Source organism: uncultured Caldilinea sp. (genome assembly GCF_937128415.1).
Taxonomy (GTDB): Bacteria; Chloroflexota; Anaerolineae; order Caldilineales; family Caldilineaceae; genus Caldilinea.
In genome coordinates, this window is sequence record NZ_CAKZMJ010000031.1 from 1 (window position 1) to 1452 (window position 1452).

Here is a 1452-nt window from a genome sequence, read left to right on the forward strand (position 1 = left end):
GCGCCGGCGACGAAGGGGGCGGCCATCGAGGTGCCGCTCCAGGAGGCGTATCCCGGCGATGCATCGATTTCTGCGGCATAGCCGAGCGGAAAGGTCGAAGTGATGCCCTCGCCGGGCGCCGCCAGCGCAATCCACGGGCCGTAATTTGACCAGGACGTTCGCACCCGTTGCTCATCCACGGCGGCCACCGCCATCACCCAAGGCAAGGAGGCAGGGCAGGATGGCACGACGCTTGCGTCGTTGCCGGCTGCAGCTACGATGACGACGCCCTGCGCCACTGCGGCGGCGATGGTTTCGGCGAGGGTGCGGGAGTCGCAGTCGGCCCCCAGGCTGAGGTTGATGACATCGGCCCCTTGCTGGATGGCGTATTCGATGGCATAGGCGAGGACAAAGGTGTTGCCGCGTCCCTGCGCGTCGAGCACGCGTAGCGGCATGATGCGAGCTGCGGGCGCAATGGCGTGAATGACGCCGGCGATATGAGTGCCGTGCCCCCATGCCGTTCCCGGCCCGATGTCGTCCGGCCTGTCTGTGTCGGAGATCATGTCGCTGCTGGCGACAATGTGCAAGGCGTCGACAAGGGCCGGATGCTCGAGGTCCACGCCGGTGTCCAGGACGGCCACCGTGACGCCGTCGCCGTTGACGACGCCGACGACCGGCGTAAGATTCACCTGCTCAAACGCTTGCTGATTCACATAGTTGCTGTCTTCCTGCGAACCCCATTTCCAGGTGCGATAGGGAAAACCTGTCGGCACGCGACTGACGCGGTTGAGCTCCGCCCATAGGACGCGATCGTCGTTAAGCAAGCGCTCTTGCGCATCTTCTTCATCTTCCCGAGTGGTGAACAGATAAATATCCGCCGACGGCAAGATGGCGCGCACGGACATTTCATATTCGGACGCCAACGCCTGCGCCGTTGCAAAGGAATCTGCAGAGGGCTTCAGACGCACGACAACCTGATTCGGCTCTGAGTCATCAGGGCGAACGATTTTTGCGTCCAGGCGACCGTCCGGCGACATGACGCCTTTCGCCCTGAGCCAGGTTCCCGGCTCCGGAAGGCGCCTCTTGAATTTTCTGACGTCGGTTTTGGGCGTCAACACAACCGTAATCTGAGTTTGGCCGTCCAGGGTGACCGGCCATTCGCCGACAAATGAAGTGACCGTCTGCGCCAGTTGACCGTAAATTTCCCGTTCTTCTTCGCCGTGGGCGGCTTTCCGCTGCGCCGTCTCTATGGGAGAAGGCGCCGGATGCATGGCGTCTTGTACGCTCTGCTGCGCCGCCCCCTGCACACCGGCAAGCAAAAGGATCACCATAGTCAGCGCCGCTCCGGCTGCTATCGTGGCTCGAAAAAGAGGGGAAGTTTTCGTAGACCAGGCAGTTCGAGCAACTGTAGGCTTCTCATCAAGCGTCGTTTGCATTGGAAGCTCCTTTCGACGTAGCGAGCGCACCGGCCTC

Annotated in this window: 1 protein-coding gene; it reads right to left on the bottom strand. The window is 62.1% G+C overall.

The window, feature by feature from the left end:
- A partial coding sequence (locus Q0367_RS04835; protein ID WP_298981122.1) for a S8 family serine peptidase occupies nucleotides 1-1310 on the bottom strand: 1310 nt, incomplete at its 3' end.
- Nucleotides 1311-1452 lie beyond the last annotated feature (142 nt).